Annotated in this window: 1 protein-coding gene; it reads right to left on the bottom strand. The window is 42.2% G+C overall.

The window, feature by feature from the left end; all coding sequences use genetic code 11:
* Nucleotides 1-229 precede the first annotated feature (229 nt).
* Entirely contained in the window at nucleotides 230-1252 is a 1023-nt protein-coding gene (locus LSG37_RS21100; protein WP_233081977.1) for an IS110 family RNA-guided transposase, read from the bottom strand.
* Between the last annotated feature and the right edge of the window lie 81 nt (nucleotides 1253-1333).

Genomic DNA, 1333 nt, shown 5'->3' with positions numbered 1-1333 from the left:
CTAAATAGCTTATATGGACACCTCGTTGCGTCAACCTTTTTGTTTCGAATAAGTGATAACTGACAAAATAGTTGCAAACATATATCCGGCTTCAATGAGCCCTGATGAAAATCCGCACTTCCCGTCCTCATTAGATCCAAGGCTTTTTCAGCCAAGCTATTTACCAGGTTTTCGGGAAGTCGGTTCTACCTGTCAGAACATCAACTTATATTAACAACTCAAAAATTTTTCACACTGCTTTGTATGCTTCGCCTGTTTTGACAATTGCCCATGCCATACGAGCATTTTTGTTTGCCAGTGCGACAATGGCTTTGTTTACACCGTTTTGAGTGATCAATTTTTTTAACCAACTTTGAAGTCGATCGCATTGTTCCAATGGTAACTTTGAAACCCTATAGACCACAGCTCTGGCACCATGGATCAGCAATCCTCGTAAATATGAGTCACCCCGTTTTGTGATCCCTAAAAGCCGAACTTTGCCCCCACTGCTGCGTTCGTTTGGCACAAGGCCAAGATAACTTGAAAAATGTCGACCATTTTTAAAACAAGTACCATCGCCCAGCTCGATCCCAAGCACTGACGCGCTCAGTGGCCCCACACCTGGGATAGTCAATAACTTTTGTGCTGTTTCGCTGATGCTATTCAACTGTGTGATCTGAGATGATAGTTTTTTGACCTTCAAATCGATATCTTTAAATTCAAGATAAAGCTCTTGCAGCAACTCGCGAAAAATGGGCGACAACCCATTGCTGCCATCCTCAAGCTCGTCGAGGATCTCACTGAGCATTTTGTGCTTTCCTTCTGATAAGGCCATACCGTACTCAGCAGCTAAACCATGTATTTGATTGATAATGGCAGTGCGGTTTTTGACAAGACGCTGGCGTACGCGATGCAAACATTGCCGGTCTTGCTGTTCAATTTTTTTAATTGGAACAAACCGCATATCAGGTCTGCTAAAAGCTTCACTAATGGCAATCGCATCATTTCTATCGTTTTTATTTCCAATACGAAATCGTGCCACATACTGCGGACTGATTTGTCGGACCTCGTGACCTAATTGAGCAAATTGGTTACACCAATAATTAGCAGTTCCACAGGCTTCCATAACGATGATGCTTTCTGGCTGATTAGCAATGAATGCGAGAAGTTTGTTTCTGGTAAGCACTTTGTTTAACGCGGGACGATTATCACTTGTTGGAATGTGTATTTGAAAAACTCGTTTTGCCAGATCAATTGCGATAACTTGTTTCATTGGACACCTCTTCAATTGCAGATGAGTAACACCCTAAGCATGGCTAACTATAGCTATTTGAACGAGGTGTCCATTTCATTA

It is taken from the genome of Rheinheimera soli, from assembly GCF_021290985.1.
Classification (GTDB): Bacteria; Pseudomonadota; Gammaproteobacteria; order Enterobacterales; family Alteromonadaceae; genus Pararheinheimera; species Pararheinheimera soli.
This window is presented reverse-complemented; position numbering and strand designations above follow the sequence as displayed.